This window comes from Bacillus sp. AK128, from assembly GCF_053903075.1.
In genome coordinates this window covers 4,182,345-4,199,953 of record NZ_CP096379.1, presented here as the reverse complement: position 1 = coordinate 4,199,953, position 17,609 = coordinate 4,182,345, and the positions used below count along the sequence as shown (strand labels likewise).

The 17,609-nt window shown below is 37.1% G+C and carries 16 protein-coding genes and 1 riboswitch; of the genes, 14 read left to right on the top strand and 2 right to left on the bottom strand.

What is annotated here, in order from left to right; all coding sequences use genetic code 11:
- The first annotated feature begins 322 nt into the window (after positions 1-322).
- The 9 genes from M1D60_RS21060 to M1D60_RS21020 all read left to right on the top strand — a co-directional run bounded on the left by M1D60_RS21060 (position 323) and on the right by M1D60_RS21020 (position 8,616).
- Positions 323-484 (top strand): DUF1328 domain-containing protein, encoded by a 162-nt coding sequence (locus M1D60_RS21060; RefSeq protein ID WP_456279511.1) that lies wholly within the window; start codon positions 323-325, stop codon positions 482-484.
- 483 nt (positions 485-967) lie between these two features.
- The gene (locus M1D60_RS21055) at positions 968-1,408 is read left to right on the top strand and encodes a hypothetical protein (protein ID WP_456276763.1); all 441 of its coding nucleotides are present in this window, start codon (positions 968-970) and stop codon (positions 1,406-1,408) included.
- Between the two features lie 16 nt (positions 1,409-1,424).
- The gene (locus M1D60_RS21050) at positions 1,425-1,997 is read left to right on the top strand and encodes a hypothetical protein (RefSeq protein ID WP_456276762.1); all 573 of its coding nucleotides are present in this window, start codon (positions 1,425-1,427) and stop codon (positions 1,995-1,997) included.
- Between the two features lie 176 nt (positions 1,998-2,173).
- Positions 2,174-3,211, top strand: a complete 1,038-nt coding sequence (locus tag M1D60_RS21045; protein ID WP_456276761.1) for a glycoside hydrolase family 5 protein — start codon at positions 2,174-2,176, stop codon at positions 3,209-3,211.
- A 210-nt stretch (positions 3,212-3,421) separates the two neighbouring features.
- A complete protein-coding gene (locus M1D60_RS21040) occupies positions 3,422-4,483 on the top strand; it encodes a fatty acid desaturase (protein WP_456276760.1) in 1,062 nt (353 codons plus the stop codon).
- An 88-nt stretch (positions 4,484-4,571) separates the two neighbouring features.
- Entirely contained in the window at positions 4,572-5,702 is a 1,131-nt protein-coding gene (locus M1D60_RS21035; RefSeq protein WP_456276759.1) for a histidine kinase, read from the top strand.
- Complete coding sequence (locus M1D60_RS21030; protein WP_456276758.1) at positions 5,699-6,298, top strand: response regulator; 600 nt, start codon at positions 5,699-5,701, stop codon at positions 6,296-6,298. Before M1D60_RS21035 ends, M1D60_RS21030 begins: the two co-directional genes overlap by 4 nt.
- Positions 6,299-6,492: 194 nt before the next feature.
- Positions 6,493-7,560, top strand: a complete 1,068-nt coding sequence (locus tag M1D60_RS21025; protein WP_456276757.1) for a mechanosensitive ion channel family protein — start codon at positions 6,493-6,495, stop codon at positions 7,558-7,560.
- A 129-nt stretch (positions 7,561-7,689) separates the two neighbouring features.
- The gene (locus M1D60_RS21020) at positions 7,690-8,616 is read left to right on the top strand and encodes a GNAT family N-acetyltransferase (RefSeq protein ID WP_456276756.1); all 927 of its coding nucleotides are present in this window, start codon (positions 7,690-7,692) and stop codon (positions 8,614-8,616) included.
- Positions 8,617-8,665: 49 nt separating this feature from the next.
- Here the strand turns inward: M1D60_RS21020 and M1D60_RS21015 are convergent, their stop codons facing one another.
- Positions 8,666-9,601 carry an acetamidase/formamidase family protein gene (locus tag M1D60_RS21015; protein WP_456276755.1) on the bottom strand — a complete coding sequence of 312 codons (936 nt, stop codon included), beginning with the start codon at positions 9,599-9,601 and terminating at the stop codon, positions 8,666-8,668.
- Between the two features lie 345 nt (positions 9,602-9,946).
- Positions 9,947-10,033, top strand: a riboswitch (cyclic di-GMP riboswitch).
- Positions 10,034-10,135: 102 nt separating this feature from the next.
- Here M1D60_RS21015 and M1D60_RS21010 point away from each other — a divergent pair.
- The gene (locus M1D60_RS21010; RefSeq protein WP_456276754.1) at positions 10,136-11,101 is read left to right on the top strand and encodes a sensor domain-containing diguanylate cyclase; all 966 of its coding nucleotides are present in this window, start codon (positions 10,136-10,138) and stop codon (positions 11,099-11,101) included.
- A gap of 70 nt (positions 11,102-11,171) precedes the next feature.
- Here M1D60_RS21010 and M1D60_RS21005 read toward each other — a convergent pair whose 3' ends face one another.
- A complete protein-coding gene (locus M1D60_RS21005) occupies positions 11,172-12,833 on the bottom strand; it encodes a M20/M25/M40 family metallo-hydrolase (RefSeq protein ID WP_456276753.1) in 1,662 nt (553 codons plus the stop codon).
- Positions 12,834-13,335: 502 nt separating this feature from the next.
- Here M1D60_RS21005 and argC point away from each other — a divergent pair.
- From argC to M1D60_RS20985, 4 genes are read left to right on the top strand one after another with little or no spacing between them, the layout of a single operon-like run.
- Positions 13,336-14,373 carry an N-acetyl-gamma-glutamyl-phosphate reductase gene (argC, locus tag M1D60_RS21000; RefSeq protein WP_456276752.1) on the top strand — a complete coding sequence of 346 codons (1,038 nt, stop codon included), beginning with the start codon at positions 13,336-13,338 and terminating at the stop codon, positions 14,371-14,373.
- A gap of 18 nt (positions 14,374-14,391) precedes the next feature.
- The gene (argJ, locus tag M1D60_RS20995; protein ID WP_456276751.1) at positions 14,392-15,618 is read left to right on the top strand and encodes a bifunctional ornithine acetyltransferase/N-acetylglutamate synthase; all 1,227 of its coding nucleotides are present in this window, start codon (positions 14,392-14,394) and stop codon (positions 15,616-15,618) included.
- 15 nt (positions 15,619-15,633) lie between these two features.
- Positions 15,634-16,440 (top strand): acetylglutamate kinase, encoded by an 807-nt coding sequence (gene argB, locus M1D60_RS20990; protein ID WP_456276750.1) that lies wholly within the window; start codon positions 15,634-15,636, stop codon positions 16,438-16,440.
- Positions 16,430-17,596 (top strand): acetylornithine transaminase, encoded by a 1,167-nt coding sequence (locus M1D60_RS20985; RefSeq protein ID WP_456276749.1) that lies wholly within the window; start codon positions 16,430-16,432, stop codon positions 17,594-17,596. The genes argB and M1D60_RS20985 overlap by 11 nt, the downstream gene beginning before the upstream one ends.
- Positions 17,597-17,609: the final 13 nt, after the last annotated feature.

Sequence of the window (17,609 nt, the reverse complement as noted above, 5' to 3'; positions counted from 1 at the left end):
AAGACTTTATTTTAACTACCGAAAAAACGTTAAAAAAGTTTAGAAAAACAGGAGGAAAAACGGTCATTTTTGAATCTAAAATTGTCCAAAATAGGGGTTCGGTCGGAAATCTTTATTTTAACTCGTCGGAAGAATGTGGGTTTGAGGTGGGGATTTTCGGAAGGGTTTATTTTGGTTATACAGGTATAATAGAAAATCGTATTTTCCCTCAGACTACAATCTCTGAGGGATTTCCTTTTTACAAGGGGACTTTTTCCTGTGTGTTTACATAACCTTAGGAGGGGTATTGTTATGTATACACACAATGAAAGGCGAGGATATCATGTTAAAATGGTCAATTATATTTTTTATTGTTGCACTTATAGCAGCATTTTTAGGTTTTGTCGGAATAGCAGGTGCAGCAATCGAAATTGCTAAATTTATCTTCTATATTTTCATTATATTATTTATTATTTCGCTTATTTTTAACTTTTTGAAGAGATAAAGGTGAGGGAATTCTAAAATAGGTTTATATGTAAAAACCATGTAGAGGAAAAGTAAAACTCTCATTACATATCTAATATAATCAATAAAAAACTAGGAGTGGAGAGAAATGACTAAGCATTTTTCTTCACTTTTTTTGCTTTAAAATGAAATGTTCCGCAATTTGACCGTTAATTTTCGTTGCTGCGAACTCCGGTATTAAATGGAGAAAATCCAAAACTTATGACACCAAAAGATGAATCATTCGTATAACAGATACCACTGATTTTTATAAGAAGGGTGCTAACGATGGAATGGATTGCTTTAGGTAAAGCTATTTCAAGAATTGGTGACGGTTTAAGAAAAATGCCTAATTAAAATTGAAAATAGAAAAATCTATTTCTGTATGAAAAGGGAGAAAGTTATGATAAAAGCCCTTATAATAAAGTAAGAATAATGGTAGAACCCTCCAAGTTTATTTCAATATAATATAGGAGAGATACTGATGATAAAAGCAATGTATTCATTACTCGTACTTTCGGCCTTTATAGTAGGCTGTGAAAATCAACAACAAGAAAATAGGATGGTTCTATTAGAGGAAAAAGTCGCCCGAGTTAATCTATCATACTCAAATGGAGTAGGGGGTATGAATGAAGACATTATTCTTACTTTTGAGGATCGAACATCCATAAAGGCTTTTGAGAATGCAATTCTAACTGCGGTTAAACAGGGATCATCGATTGATGAGAGACAGCCTGACTTTGATATAATGGTAGAATATGGAGAGGGGCTCCCTGCTCATGCCATTCATTTATGGTTAGGAGAAGAAGATGAAATAAGTGCATTTATGTATATGGTAGGAGAAAGGGAAACATATATAACAACCTCCAAAACTACCAATCATCTAAGAGAATTAATCACTCAAAATTTACGAGTACACCCTTAAGGGAGGGATAAAGGATATGCAACCAACAGAACTACGAAATATGAGAGTGAAGCAAATCTTATTAACCAACGGTCTAATAGTTGTAGGCACGATCCTATTGTTCATGGTCATTAGTGTGTTTACTGTTAAATTTTCAATCTTCTTCTTAATAATGGCATCTCTCATATTAATACAAGGTATTTTGGGATTACTTAAGGGAGAGTCTACAAAATCCATTTTCCCCATTTTTGAACAAGTTGCCATCTATGAGAAAGAAAAAATGGGTAGGGAGTGGTCTAAACAAAGAAAGTCCGCGTATGTTTGGAATTTGTTATTAAGCGGTTTACTCTTTCTACAGGCATATTGGAATCGGGATTCAACGGATATTTTTAAACTGGAGCCAATGTTTTTTAGTATCATGATTTCGATTGTAATCATTATGATTAATATCAGTATACTTATCCATATTAGAAAGGTTGATCGTTCCAATTCCCAAACAGACTTGAAGGGTTATACTTGGAAATCAAACCTTATAGCAATTGTGTTCGGCATTTTATTTTCTTTTATTATGATATCGATCTCTCTTTTTTATATTATTTCAACCTTGTAGGTTTTCTTAGTAGTGGCGAAAGTTGACTAAGTAAGGTGAAAATAGAAGTTGATCTTAATAAGAGCAACTTCTATTTTGGTGTTTACTGGTAGTGATCCAAAAAAGATAGATTTATAATCTTTATTCGAATATAATGTAACTATCATTGAAAGCGCTTAATAAAAAGGGGAATAACGATGAAAAAAATAAATAAGATGTACTACATGATGGGTATAGGCCTAATTCTGATCATTTTGGTATGGTTTGGAGTGAAGATGTTCAGTCCTTCAGACGTAAGTAAAATCTCGATTGCAGAAGTTGATGGACAAAAAACACTAGTCGATGATGACGGAGAAATTCTTCAACTAAGAGGTATGAGTGCACATGGATTACAATGGTATTCTAGTATTCTTAACGAAAACGCTTTCGCTGCATTTAAGAATGATTGGAATGCGAATGTAGTTAGGCTACCTTTATATATTGGTGAAAATGGCTATGCTAAAAATCCGGAAGCGATGATGGAGAAAATGATAAAGGGAATAGATCTTGCCATTGCAAATGATTTATATGTCATTGTCGATTGGCATGTTCATTATCCGGGTGATCCTAATCATGAAGAGTATGCAGGAGCAATGGACTTTTTTAAGGAGATTTCAACCTTATATCCTAATCATCCTAATATTATTTATGAATTAGCTAATGAGCCGAGTGAGCGTGGAGATGGCGTCACGAATGATAGGGAAGGTTGGTTAAAGGTAAAGACTTATGCTGAACCTATTATTGAAATGCTTCGAGATAGTGGAAATGAAAACTTAGTTCTTGTCGGCTCGCCTAGCTGGACACAAAGACCTGATTTAGCAGCAGATGATCCAATTGATGATGACAATACTGCTTATACCCTTCACTTTTATTCTGGCACTCATAATGATGGATATGTGATGAATAATGCGAAATACGCTTTAGAAAATGGGGTAGCTGTTTTTGTTTCTGAATTTGGAACAAGTGAAGCGAATGGACATAATGGTCCTTATGTAGAAGAATCAGACGAGTGGTTAGATTTCTTGGATGAACATCACATCAGCTGGGTAAACTGGTCAGCCTCTAACAAGTATGAATCTTCTGCTGCGTTTATGCCTGATACTAACCTTGACCCTGGAGAGGATCAAGTTTGGAGTGACGAGGAGTTAACAGAAGCGGGTCTTTATATTCGTTCTCGCTTAAAGAGTTTTGAGTAATTTAAAGGCCACCTGAATAGAGTGGGAGCTTATAGGCTCCTGCTTTTTTTCATTCAATTATCTTTCAATCTGGACAACTATATGACATTTGTCATACTCTGCACTGTGACGTTTATGACTTAACTAATGATTGAAATCAATCTACAATTAACGTATTAGACGCCTTATAAAGTGAGAGAATATAGGCGATTGCAAAGGAGGAGCACATAAGTGAGTAATTCAAATATTGCAAAGTTGAAAAAAGATGTTGCCCCGTATGAAAAAACAGATACAAAAAAGAGTATTATACAAATCATAAATACACTCGGTCCATTATTAATACTATGGTATGGAGCCTATTTAAGTCTTTCCGTTTCTTATTGGCTAACCTTACCTATTATAGTCGTTGCTTCAGGGTTCTTAGTTAGAACCTTTATATTGTTTCATGATTGTTGTCATCAATCATTCTTTAAGAACCGTACGGCCAATGACATTTTAGGTACCATTACTGGAGTTTTGACATTAGTTCCTTATCAGCAATGGAAGCATAGCCACTCTGTTCATCATGCGACAAGTAGTAATCTTGATAAAAGAGGTACTGGAGATATGTGGTTGCTGACTGTGAAGGAATACACAGAAGCTTCAGCTTGGACTAAATTAAAGTACCGCGTATATCGTAATCCAATCGTTATGTTAGGAATCGGACCGATTGCAACATTTTTAATTGAATATCGTCTTAATCGAAAAGGTGCGAGAAGAAAAGAGCGCATCAATACGTATGTTACCAATCTTTCAATCGTAGGTTTATATGGTTTATTGTGCTGGATCGTTGGTTGGCAAACCTTTGTTATCATTCAAGGTCCAATTTTCTTGATCTCTGGGATGATGGGAATATGGTTGTTTTATGTTCAGCATCAATTCGAGGATTCTTATTTTGAGAATGAAGAAGACTGGAGCTATGTCCAGGCAGCGGTAGAAGGAAGTTCTTATTATAAGCTTCCGAAGGTGTTACAGTGGATCACAGGTAATATCGGATTCCACCATGTACATCATTTAAGCCCTAGAGTGCCTAACTATAATTTAGAAATGGCTCATAATTCAACTCCACCCCTTCAAAAAGCAACGACAATTACAATTGCAACAAGCTTCAAATCACTTAAATATCGACTTTGGGATGAGGATCGAAAGACGTTTATTAGCTTTAAGGATCTAAAGAAGCCAAATCCTGTGAATAAGGGAAAAGAAATCGTTGAGGATATGAAGCCGAAAAGACCAAGTTTTCAGACTAAGTAAAGCAGGAAACCCCACTTTGTAAGGAGTGGGGTTCATTCTATGCTAAAATAATAGTTAATTATTGCCTTCTTGAAAGGAAGTGAAACATGTGAAGAAATGGGGAAGTATATTTAGGAAAAATACAGGGTTAAGTCCTTTTGTATGGGTGATTTTTTATATACTTCCATTCTATTTTATATTTCATTCTTCCTCACCTTATCAGGTTGCCTTCGGGATTGCGATGATTGTCATGTTTTTTATTTGTTATGTGCTTTCATTTGTTTCAAATGGCTGGCTAGTCTATTTTTGGACTAGTTTACAAATTGCGATATCAAGTGTGATGAGTCTTTTATTTGGTTATATTTACTTTTCACTATTTCTTGCTTTTCTGATCGGTCACCTCAAAAATAAAGTAGCTTTCTTTATTTTATATATCATTTTATTAACCAGTACATTTGCTACTGTTAACTATGGATTTGTAACTGGAAACCAGGTGTTTTTTACGCAATTGCCGTTTGTCTTTTTGAGTATACTGGCGGTTATATTGCTACCTATTAGCACTTATAATAAAAATAAAGAGGATCTGCTTCAGGGGAAGCTTGAGGATGCAAATAAAAGGATTTCCGAGTTAGTTAAGTTAGAAGAACGCCAAAGAATTGCGCGTGATCTTCATGACACACTTGGCCAAAAACTTTCATTAATTGGCTTAAAGAGCGATTTGGCTGGGAAATTAGTTGATAAAGATCCCTATCAAGCGAAAAATGAGATCTATGATGTCCAGCAAACCGCTAGAACTGCTCTAAAAGAGGTTCGTGAAATGGTAACTCAGATGCGAGGAACTAAATTAGAGGATGAGCTTTCTAGAGTTCAACAGATTCTTAAAGCTGCACAAATCAATTTTAAGCTAGAGGGTGAACCAAAGCTTGCGAACATCTCTTTAATTGCTGAGAATGTGGTGAGTATGTGTATTAAGGAAGCTGTCACCAATGTGGTCAAACATAGTCAGGCACATGTTTGTATCCTTAAAATTGAACCAACCGAAACAGAGCTATTGGTTCATGTACAAGATGATGGAATAGGTATTGAGAATATAGATGAGGATTTCAAGGGGAATGGGCTACAAGGTATGATTGAACGACTAGAGTTTGTGAATGGTCGATTAGAAATAGAGTCAAATAAAGGCACAACCATCATTATAAGAGTGCCTTATGATCATAGGCAAAAGGAGGTGGGAAAATGATTCGAATTGTGATTGCAGAGGATCAAAATATGCTGTTAGGTGCACTTGCAGCATTAATAGATTTAGAAGAGGATATGGAGGTAGTTGGAAAAGCAAGCAATGGGGAAGATGCAGTGAAACTTGTTCACCTTCATAAACCGGATATTTGTATCATGGATATTGAAATGCCGGGAAAAAGTGGACTGGATGCAGCAGAAGAGCTAAAGGGGCTTGGGTGCAAAATTATCATTTTAACCACCTTCGCTAGGTCTGGTTATTTTGAGAGAGCAGTTAAAGCAAATGTGAACGGATATATGCTTAAAGATAGTCCAAGTGAAGAATTAGCAAACTCGATTAGAAGCGTGATGGATGGTCGTAGAATCTATGCTTCAGAGTTAATTGATGAAGCGTATAGCCAAGAGAATCCATTGACTGAAAGGGAAAGTGCTGTTATTGAATTAATGGCAGAGGGAAAAAGTACGAAGGAAATTGCCAGTCAGCTTTTTATTACGACAGGAACTGTTCGGAACTACGTCTCAGTCATCTTAGATAAACTGGAAGTGACTAATAGAATTGAAGCCATTAAAAGGTTTAAGGAAAAAGGCTGGTTTAAATGAAAGGTATTGATGAAACGGAGCAACTAAGCTCCGTTTTTTTTATAACTCAGATACTAGGAATGACCTAATTAATAGCTAAGATTAACAGCGACAAATAATCTATGCTCAAGAATCTTGAACTAAAGGTGGAGGTCAGTTAAGTGTGTTGAAAATTTAAATAGTTTATAATTAAAGGAACATAGGGAGGTAATGATGTGACAACATTAATGGAGTGGTTGGAGAAATTCAATTACGAAGATTTATTTATTGTCATCGCTGTGGTGGTGGCCATCTTACTTTTACGCTTTGTTTTATTATGGAGTACAAAACGGTTTCAAACCAATCATGAAGCAGCAAGAAGTATCATCAATTGGGCTACCTTTTATGGAACCCTCATATTCTTATTGCTATATTTTTCAAAATCAGACTGGATGTTTGCAAGTATTTATAAGGTAGGAAATGTCGAAATTACCTTATTCTTAATTATTGTTGCCATTTTAATTATCTCATTAGCGAGCCGAATTTCTAAAATATCCACTAAAGTGCTTTTACCAAATATTTATGATCGATATAATTTAGATAAAGGGCTAAGATTTACATTTGACCGAATGATTCATTATTCTATTATGGTTATTGCTGTCATAACGAGTTTAACGACAGTTGGAATCGATTTAAGTGCACTAACAGTTTTTGCCGGAATTATAAGTGTGGGAATTGGATTCGGGCTTCAAAATATTGCTTCTAATTTTATTTCCGGAATTATTCTTTTATTTGAAAGACCTATTAAGGTAGGGGATCGGGTGATTGTAGATGAGATAATCGGAGATGTGGAGAAGATTAACATGCGAGCAACGATTATTAAAACGCTTGATAATGAGCATATCATTGTTCCCAACTCCTATTTTTTAGAGGAGAAGGTTGTCAATCGTTCTTTTAGTGACCCGAAGCTTCGACTTGTTCTTCCGATTGGTGTTGCATATGGAACAGATGTGGAAAAAGTAAGGGAGTTATTACTTGAAGTTGCAAGAGAGGAAAATCTGGCCTCACCCACGGTACTTACAGTTCCTGAGCCTTTTGTGAATTTTGTAGGATTTGGTGATTCTTCACTAGATTTTGAATTATTTGTCTGGATTGCAGATCCAAATCAATTTATTGTTATTAAAAGTAATATAAATTTTAGAATTAACCGTATTCTAGCTGAAAATAATATTGAAATTCCATTTCCTCAACGAGATTTACATATAAAAAGTGTGAATCAAGAGGTGAAGCATACAATTAAATAAACCTTTGAAACGAGACTTGCTATTTTGTAGCGGTCTCGTTTTTGGGTTTAGTATATAAAAAGGGAAATATAGGATATTAATAGAATATAAGGATAGAGTTTTATAATGGTAATCAAGAGAGGGATATCAATGATACAAGTAAATGAAAAGCCATATACAATAAGAAACTATCAAGAAATGGATGCGGAAGAAATCGGTCAGTTTGATTTTATGGGAATGCTAGCATACAAGTATAACCGTGATTACGAACCGAGTAATATATTTTGTGCAGTTAATTCAGAAGGCCATATTTTAGGTGTAGGACACTTAGTACCAGATCAAACATGGTTTTTACTAGTGAAGAATAATGATCCGTCGGATTTTGTTTATAAATTAACGATGGATATTTCCTTGAATTTTAACCAACCATCTAGTGAAAATGTGCTTGAGGAACTTTTTGCACACCTGTTAACAAGAGCAAAGGAGCTAAGAGCAAAATATCCTGATAAAAAAATAAGTGTAAACCATGTTATTTCTTCTGATGATCTAGAAGAAATTGATTTTTATCTTTCAAAAGGGTTTACGATTATTCGAAATCATCTCATTATGAAAAGGGATTTAACGGAACCGATCTCACCTCACCACTTTGCTGAGTCTATAAAAATCTTGAACTGGAAGATGGAATCTGAAGAAGAACAGGAGCGTTATCTAAGAGCCGAGTCAGAGAGTGATAAAGATGGGGTGTCTTGGAGTCTTAACCAGTTGCGCTGGACGAAAGCAGGAGGCGAGTGGGATACGTTCACAGCTTTTGAAGGGGATCAAATTGTTGGAAGTGTGATGACATGGGGATTAGGTGAAAGTAGAAGTGCGACTGAGAGTATTTTTGTTCTACCAAGGTGGAGACGAAAGGGGATTGCAAAAGCGATGATTACTGAAGCCTTGCTTTTCTTGAAAGCCAAGGGAAAGACGGAAGCAACTCTTGGTGTATTTGGAGAAAACCAGGAAGCTATTCCTCTTTATCTCTCACTAGGCTATAAGATGGAAGGGATCAATATAGAATTAGGACTTGAAATATAAATTAGATATAAAAAAAGCGCTGTAAGCACCAGCGCTTTTTTGATGGGTCCTACCTAATTATCCCGTGAGGAAGCATTGCATGAGCACCCTTTACCCCATTTACCACTTGAGTGACTCGTAAATCAACTGCTACACTAGCTAATGCCAAAGCTTCTGCTTTTTCAATGCCATAAAAACTTTGCATGAGTATAACCATCTCATCAAGAGCTGTGGCTGTAGCTTCATTTAAGTCCTCATTAAAGCCAAATGTGATCCAGCCTGTTGGAGTTTTTGCTCTAGGCATGTTTAATTCAAGTTCTTCATGGACAATCAAAGTAATATCAACATGATCCATCGGGCATTCAATCGCCGTTCCAGACACCTCACCATCACCTTGGGCAGCGTGACCATCTCCAATCGAAAATAATGCACCCTCAACAGAAATAGGTAAGAACAAGCTAGTTCCTCTAACTAGTTCTTTACAATCAATATTTCCTCCTGCATACCGTGGAGGAGCTGTTGGAAGAACACCATCCTCAGCAGGAGCAACACCCATCAATCCCATAAACGGCTGTAAACCAACATGGAATGGCTTACCTCCAATCGAACAGGTACCGGTCATCTTAACTTGATCTAATTCCCAGTCCAGTTGAACGGAAGTCGCTTCTACTAACCCTAACTTTTCATTTTGCCAGCTCTTATATCCCCCAGCCCAGTTACGACCATACCAACCTGGAATCAGGTCATTTACTCTGACCTCAAGCACCATTCCTGGTTTCGCTTCTTTAATAGCGATTGGCCCAATGATTGGATGACCTGGACGTTCTTCACCTTCTCGTGAAGTGAAAATCGTTCGTTCTTCTTCCTTTGATTTAGAATATCCCCACTGAATATCAGCCGTTGTTAAATGAAGGGTATCTCCTGACTGAACAGTTATAATCGGCTCGTAGCTTCTGCTAAAGGAACCGTGTAAGTTTTCGTTTTTAAGTTCAATTTTATGAATCAAGTCTGACCACTCCTACATAATTTTATAGCCTCTTATTAGTTCCATATAAGATAAGTAAAAACCTTTATTATTTAGAAAAACGTTTCTCTTATCAGAATGTTGGAATATAAGTTAAGATTTATTCACTGTATATACAACTGGGTGTGCAGAAAATACAGTTTGCGTGCAGACCACTAGGTTATAGAAATACAATAGATAAGGTGAAAGAACTAAAATAGTTAAAAGGTACTACAAACATTCATAAATATACTAAATTTTCCTAATCAATAGGAACATATTCCTGTTTCACTATTGCATATAGGAATATATTCCTATATTATGTAATTAGATAGTTAATTAAATAGACAATGATAAAGGCAAACTCATCGAAAGGTGGGGACGCAAAGCTAAAGGGGCTTAATTTAAACTTGATTATGCCAGCCAGTTACCGATAGAACATCTTCATTTTGCTGACAGATAGACTAATCGGGTTTTAGATTAGTCTATTTTTATTGCTTCTGAAAATTTATGATAGGAAGGCAATAGGTGTAAGATATGGAGATTGTGTATTTATTTATTGGGTTATTTCTAGGGGCAATTAGTCTACAATTCTATAAACATATCATTAAAGCAAAAGTGAAGGAACGTTGGGCTAATGAAAGAAGAATTTATAATTTAGTGGAAAATTCTAAGGACATCATTTATTACTATGAGGTCAAACCCGAGCGAAAATTTAAATACTTAAGTCCTTCTATTGAAACCATGCTAGGAGAAGGACTAGTAGCAGAAAGTCTAAAGAATCCAAATACACCCATTGATTTAATACATCCAGATGATCACGAATTGCTTCTGAATAAGTTTCAAGGCAAACTAGACTATAATAAACCGATTATTCAACGCTGGAGAAATCCACAAGGAGATTACATAGTTTTTGAGGAATATGCAACACCCATATATAAGGATGGCGAAATAGTAGCGATCCAAGGGATTATCCGGAATATTGACGATAAAGTTAAGCTACAGCAGGATCTAGAATACCGTATTTCACATGACTCTCTCACTGGTATATATAATCGAAGTTATTTTGACCAAAGAATGGAACGTTATAATAAAGAATTAGACACAGCAGTAGCCGTCATTTTATGTGATTTAGATGAGTTGAAGCAAATTAATGATACATTAGGACATCGGACAGGGGATTTGTTAATAAAAGAAACGGCAATGCTATTGGATCAGTTTTCAAATCGTGAAACAGTGGTGGCAAGGATTGGTGGAGATGAATTTGCGATTCTTCTAGAAAAAGAAGGGAAGGATCATGCTGAGACGCTTATCAATGACCTAAGAAATACAATTGATCAATATAATAAAACAAGTGAAGCGTTTCAAATTAAAGTTTCAATAGGATATTCCTATAATGATCACTCAATCGGGAATATGAGTAAGCTATTTGTTACCGCTGATGCAAAAATGTATAAAGAGAAAAATATTAAACGAGGATTCCAGTCAGTGGGATCTCGATAGAATTCAGTTACAATAACGCTATACTTCTTATAAACTAAGCCCAACTTTCAATAGGAAAGTTGGGCATTGGCTATTTGTTTAAAAGCTTTTCAATCACGAGCTTTGTTAAATTAGGAACTACTTCTAGCGAGTAGGTTAATTCCATTCGCTCATACTTCTTGTGAGCATCAAATCCATATGGTCCGATGTTGATCACGGGTACATTAATTTCACGGATATCATTGTAATTAACATAGTGCTTCGTCCCCCAGCCAGGATTGTTCATCGCAACAGCTTCTATTCCACTAGGGTCATCACTTAAAGCAACAAAGCTCATATCAGATATATACGGGAAGAAGTTTCTTACCACAATTGGATGCTGGTAACTAGGTTGGATTATGTCAACAGCCTTGTCTAGTGCGCCAATTAATTTTTCCTCAGCCTCAGTTTTTCCACTTAATTCAATCCTAGGTGAATAAAGAGAGGAGTAAAATAAAATCATCGCGGGACGTTTATCCGTCATCCACTTCCACGCTTCTTCTACCACCTTAGCCGCAAACATTCTAGTATCTAAACTTTGATCTAATAGAAGTTGCTCTTTAAAGATTTCCATATGTGCAGTATAGGCATCCCCGTGTTCATTCAATAAGTGTTCATGCATTTCTTCATACGTAAAAACACGTGGAGTCCAGACTAACTCTTTATATGGCTCACCACTAATACTGCAATAGGTATGATATCGTTCTCGATACAATTGGAGGGCATTTTCAAATGCAATATTTGCCTCAGTCTTTAGTTTCTCTAACACATCCTTAGGCGACCAAGAATGGATGAAGAAGTTATAATAAACATAAGCAGAAAGGGCTGTTTGAACCGTATAAGACGGCTTTAAGTCGGTTTGCTTAAGAGAAACCGGTGGGACCGTAGTTTCACCGTAAGCTTCATTGGATAATGAAGGGTTATAATTAATCTGCCTAGTTAATTCAGCTGCTAGGAAATTTGGGTCTAGTCCTTCAAAACATGATCCTACATGAGTCTCAGCTCCAGTAATAAAGAAGGAAGGTAGTAGTTTCCCTACGGTTCCTTTATAAATATAGCGATTTTCATCTCCTTCATATCGAGGGGAGACAAAATCAGCATTAATTGCGCCTATATAATGAAAGTGATGCTCTTCTTTCCAAGCGATTAGGTCCTTTAATGCAGATAAGATACCATGTGATCCATCCTCTTCATCACATTCTGCTACGAACACGAGATTTCCTTTTAGCTCTTCGGGATGCTCGGAATAATATTTTAATAGATAAATATGACTAGCTAAACCACTTTTCATATCCAAAACACCACGGCCAAACATCCACTCATTAGAATGGGCATGTGTCTTTACGATTTCATCATGAAGAGTTTCTTTCTTGATTTCTTCTAGGAGCTCATCAGGATGAATGGCTTGATCTTTTAAATGATTAAAATCCTCAATCCCAACTGTATCCATATGTCCCATCAAAATCACTGTTTCGTTAGACGGGGAACCTCCTTTATGACCCTTAACGAAGGCAAGTACATTGTAACGCTCTTGGTCATCATTAACCGTTTTTGTCATCTGTATATGGCTAGGATTTTCTTTAAAATAAGGATAGGATGAGAGTAAGGTATATAAGGCTCGGGCAATTTCTTTCTCTCCACTTGTGTTAACAATACTTTCTATATGAACTAGTTGTTTCGTTAGAAATAGAACCTCTTCTTTACAATGTAACAAATCTACGACACCCTCTTTAATAGTTATGACTAAAAAGTATCTCAAACCACTGGAAATTACAATAGATAAGATTGGAAAGAACAAAACAACGACTAATTAAGAATTTTTTGATAGGCTGTGTTAAAGTACAGTGTTGATTATTGCAGAGTTGATTGAAGTGGAAGGACGCGAGACTCCTGCGGAAGCAGCGTGACAGGTGAGACCCCGCAGGCGCATGCCGAGGAGGCTCACCGCACGCCCCGCGGAAAGCGAGTGTCCTGCAACGAAAATCAACAACAACCTTTAAAAGACCTTTTGATAAAAAGAAGTAAAGTATGCAAAACAACCAAAATATTAGTCATTCATATAAATATTCATGCATAAACATGAATGGTGGTTTTTATAAAACTATATATTTAGCCTACTTGATGAATATATTCATCTTTTTTTATAAAGTCTATTGCATAAAAATACCAAGGGTATTATAATCATACAATATTAACGGGTTTAGGAGTTGAGTGGTTTGAAGGCTGCTATTATCGGGGGAACGGGTTACAGTGCGATTGAACTTATAAGGTTACTACACCATCATCCTTATGTGGAGTTAAACACAGTAGTATCTCATTCAAAAACAGGAAACGAACTACAAGACATCTATCCACATTTAACGGATGTAATAGAAACGCCATTAGCGGGCTTAGAGCCTGATCAAATATGTCAGCATGCAGATGTTGTATTTTTTGCCACTCCATCAGGAATTAGTAAGGATCTTTTTCCTGAATTTCTTGGTAAAGGAGTAACCTGTATCGATTTATCAGGAGATTTTCGCTTGAAGTCTAGAGAAAGCTATGAGTTGTGGTACAAACACGATCCTGCTGATGAAGAATATTTAAATCAAGCAGTCTATGGTTTAAGTGAGATCTACAAGGAGGAAATAAGAAAGACATCATTTATTTCCAACCCTGGTTGTTACCCAACTGCGACATTACTCGCATTAACTCCTGCTGTTCAACATGGACTTATAAACAATCAATCTATCATTATTGATGCAAAATCAGGGGTTTCAGGAGCGGGCCGAGGCCTATCACTGGGAACGCATTATGGTGAAATTAATGAAAATCTAAGGGCCTATAAGCTTGGTGCTCACCAGCATATACCAGAAATTGAGCAGGTTCTACAAAATGAATCAGGAGAGCCAGTGACGATTTCATTCTCGACTCATTTAGTACCGATGACGAGAGGAATTATGTGTACGATTTATGCAGAGCTCAATGAAATGAAGACAACAAAGGAAATCATTGAATTTTATCAAGCTTATTATGAACACGATCCTTTTGTAAGGATACGGAAGGAAGGCGTTCTTCCGGCTACGAAAGAGGTGTCAGGAAGTAATTACTGTGATATCGGATTTCATGTGGATGAAAGAACAGGCAGAGTCGTAATAGTCTCAGTGATTGATAATTTAATGAAAGGTGCATCTGGTCAGGCAGTCCAAAACTTAAACATCATAAATGGATGGGATGTAAGAAGCGGACTATTACAAGTACCGATGTATCCATAAATAGAGAGGGTGTGCCTCATGCAGGTTGTGGAAAAGGAAAGCATCAAAGTTATAGCAAATGGAAATGTAACAACACCTATTGGTTTTAAAGCGGGTGGTGTACATTGTGGAATTAAAAGAAAGAGATTGGATCTGGGTTATATTTATTCAAATGTTCCAGCGATTACAGCTGGTGTATATACAACAAATTTATTTCAAGCACCTCCTTTAAAGGTCACGCAGGAAAGTATTGAAAAAGAGCAAAAGATTCAAGCAATCCTAGTTAACTCCGGTAATGCCAATGCTTGTACAGGAGAGCAAGGATTACAGGATGCCTATAAAATGCAAAGTCTATTTGCTGAAAAATTAGAAGTCCCTAATCATTATGTAGCCGTCACATCAACGGGTGTAATCGGAGTTCACTTACCAATGGATAAGATTGAAGACGGAATCAACCATGTGCTTGAAGCTGAGAATATAGGTGCTGAATGGTTTGAAAAGGCGATTCTAACAACGGATACAGGCGTGAAAAATGTATGTGTTCAGCTGAACATTGACGGTAAGGTAGTCACGATTGGTGGTGCTGCCAAGGGTTCTGGAATGATTCATCCAAATATGGCCACGATGTTAGGCTTTATTACAACAGATGCAGCGATCAATTATGAGGACTTAACAATGGCCTTAAAAGACGTGACCAATCAAACGTTTAACATGATTACAGTCGATGGAGATACAAGTACAAATGATATGGTGCTTGTGATGGCAAATGGCGAAGCGAAAAATGAGATATTAACTAAAGCTCATCCTGACTGGCCTCTTTTTGTAGATGGGTTGAAAATTGTTAGTGAATCGCTTGCAAAGCAGATTGCTAGAGACGGAGAAGGTGCAACGAAGTTAATTGAGGTTCATGTTGACCATGCGACAGATGTTGAAACGGCAAGAGCGGTTAGTAAATCAGTCATTTCTTCAAACTTAGTAAAAACAGCGATATACGGAACGGACGCAAACTGGGGAAGAATCATCTGTGCAGTAGGTTATAGTGGGCAGCCAATTAATCCCGATAGTATATCGGTGAAGATTGGCCCAATAACTGTAGTTGAAAAAGGTTTACCCTATCCATTTAATGAGGATGAAGCTAAGGAATATTTACAAAATGAGCTTGTCCAGATTTTTATTGATTTACAGCAAGGTGAATCATCTGCAACGGCTTGGGGCTGCGATTTAACTTATGATTACGTCAAAATCAATGCTTCTTATCGTACGTAAAGGAGACTTACGAATATGGAGTACTTAGTTATAAAATGTGGCGGAAGTGTAATGGAGAACTTACCAAAGTCATTCTATGAAAATATCGTTCAATTACATCAAGGTGGAAAGGTAAAGCCGGTTATTGTTCATGGCGGTGGACCACTCATATCCTCTCTTTTAACAAAGCTTGATGTTGAAACAAAGTTTGTGAATGGCCTGCGGGTGACGACACCTGAGATGCTAGATCTTGTTGAGATGGTGCTAAGTGGTACCGTTAACAAGCAATTGGTTCGGAAGCTTTTACAAGTGAAGGGAAAGGCTTACGGAATTAGTGGGGTAGACGGGATGCTACTTAAGGCAGAACCAATAGAGAATGCCGATCAAGTAGGGTTTGTAGGCGAAGTGGTTGAGGTCCAAAGCCAATTAATTGAAGCCATTGTTAATCAAGGCTATATTCCGGTGATCTCTCCAATCGGCATTGATGAGGTTGGTCAGCGCTATAACATAAATGGTGATGTAGCAGCATCAGCAGTAGCAAAATCGCTTGGTGCGAAGCTTTGTATGATCAGTGATATACCTGGAATCTATACAGAGAAAAATGGTGAAAAAGTAACATTAAAGCAAGTTACCAAACAGAATGCTGAGCAAATGATAGCAGACGGAGTCATAGCTGGAGGAATGATTCCTAAGGTGAAAGCTGCCCTTGATGGACTCCTTCATGGTATTCCTGAAGTCGCCATTATAAATGGGTTAGAGTCAAATAGCTTACTAGACTTTGCAGCTGGAAAAGAAATCGGCACAAAGCTTGTGCTAACTGGGGAGGGACATTATGTCCACTAATGTGAAAAGTAGTCCACTCATGGCCACATATAATCGTTTTCCATTAACGATCGTGAAAGGAAAAGGAAGCTATGTGTGGGATGAACAGGGAACTCAATATTTAGATTACACATCAGGAATTGCAACCTGTAACTTAGGTCATGTTCCAGACGTCGTAAAAAATCAAGTAGAAAGTCAGCTTCAAACATTGTGGCATTGCTCGAACCTATATCATATTCCGATTCAAGAAAAGCTTGCTGCTTTACTAGTCGAAAATAGTGTCGGAGATCATGTTTTCTTTTGTAATAGTGGAGCTGAAGCAAATGAGGCGGCTATAAAGCTAGCAAGAAGATATGCGCAAAAGGTGAAAGGGACAGATGCATATGAGGTGGTTACTTTCACGCAGTCCTTTCATGGAAGGACGTTGGCATCGTTATCAGCAACGGGGCAGGAAAAGCTTCAGGCAGGTTTTTATCCATTACTGCCAGGTTTTAGATATCTCCCATATAACGACGTGGACGCTCTTGAAGAGCTTGTCTCCGAAAAAACTTGTGCTGTCCTCCTTGAACTAGTTCAAGGTGAAGGGGGAGTTGTTCCTGCAAACAAGGAATGGTTAACCGAGCTAGAAAAGCTTTGTAAACAGCATGATCTATTATTAATGGTAGATGAAATCCAAACTGGAATGGGAAGAACAGGGAGCCTGTTTGCATACGAACAGTATGGAATCACACCAGATGTAATCAGTGTGGCAAAAGGGTTAGGATCAGGTTTTCCGATTGGAGCAATCATTGCTAATGAAAAAGCAGCCAAAGGATTTGAACCAGGTACTCATGGTAGTACATTTGGTGGAAATCCACTTGCTTGTTCAGCTGGTCTCGCAACGGTGGAATACCTAGTAACAAGTGAGATCATTGGGCATGCAAAAGAGATGGGTAGCTATTTAGAAGAACAGCTACATGAGCTAAAGCAAACATCTCCCCAAATCGAAGAGGTCCGTGGAAAAGGATTACTACAAGGCATAGTCGTTAAAGATGCGGCTAAGGTGGTAGAGAAAGCTCGTGAGCATAAGGTATTAATATTAACAGCAGGTCCAAATGTGGTAAGAATTTTACCACCATTAAACACAACAAAAGCTGAGGTTGATCAGTTTATTCATATATTAAAGCAACTATTTTAACAGCTAGAAGGCT